Here is a 976-nt window from a genome sequence, read left to right as displayed (position 1 = left end):
GAACCTACGGCAGACGAGTCTCGGGACATAATTTGGCTTCTATTTCAGCAGCGCCTTAGTCCTCGTTTGAGTCGTCCGTTCAATGACTTCGACAATCTCAAGCACTGAAAAGATAGCTCTGGATATCAAAAAACGCACTACGGATACCGCTGAGGGAGCCGAGCTTTTGCCTGGCGTCACGCGTTCCTCCGTAGCGGATACGCAGAAAATCAGGAATGCGTTCTGAAGCCAACTCATTGACGCCGTGCTGTTCGTAAGCTCGCAGAATATAGTTCAGAAACGCTCGCATCTCGGTTTCGTAGCCGGCTAAGCCAGTCTCTCGTGCCCGGTCAGCCCGCTCACGGCGGGCCAGCGGCGCCAGCGTAAAGCGGATATAGGCCAGCACGTCGAAGATATCGCTGTCCGGCGCATCGATCAGCCGGCGCATGTCGTCGAGGCGGTCGTGGTCGTAATCCATTTCCGCCAGGCGTTCGATGAAGGCAGCGCGCTGTTCGGGATCGCTCCAGATATCGCGCAGTTGTTCTTCGGAGTCGATCAGGCCTCGCAGATCGCCGAATAGTTGCGCCATGAACTGCTGGGCAGTGATCGGCGTGCCGTCGTGCGACCAGTAGCTGGTGGTGGCGAGATAGCGGATGTTGCGGGCCTTGCCGTCGGCCAGTTTTACGACAATCTTTTCGGGCGGCTCGTCCTCGCCGCCGTCGTAGGTGTCGCCTTCTTCATCGACACCGCCGGGAGGCGTTGGCTCGGGCGCGTTCGGATAAGGCTGCGGGTGCGGCTCGGGTAGCTCCGGCGGCTCCGGCTCGCCGTCCCATTCCGGGTCCTTGAAGTGCTCGTGCGCCTTCACGAAATCGTAGACGGTAAAGAAATATTTGCCGTCGAACACGCGCGTGCCACGGCCGATGGTCTGCTTGAACTCGATCATCGTAAGCGATCCACAAACCCCATCATTCACAGGCCGCCAGGTTCATGGCTAAAT

At 58.6% G+C, this 976-nt stretch carries 1 pseudogene; it reads right to left on the bottom strand.

What is annotated here, in order from left to right:
• Positions 1-97: 97 nt before the first annotated feature.
• Positions 98-925 (bottom strand): annotated as a pseudogene (locus tag ACS8Y6_RS18350) (type I restriction-modification enzyme R subunit C-terminal domain-containing protein); the annotation flags it as partial.
• Positions 926-976 lie beyond the last annotated feature (51 nt).

This window comes from Salinisphaera sp. RV14 (assembly GCF_052044135.1).
In the GTDB taxonomy this organism is placed as follows: domain Bacteria; phylum Pseudomonadota; class Gammaproteobacteria; order Nevskiales; family Salinisphaeraceae; genus Salinisphaera.
Note: the sequence above shows the minus strand (reverse complement) of the source record. Positions and strands in the feature narration are given on the sequence as shown.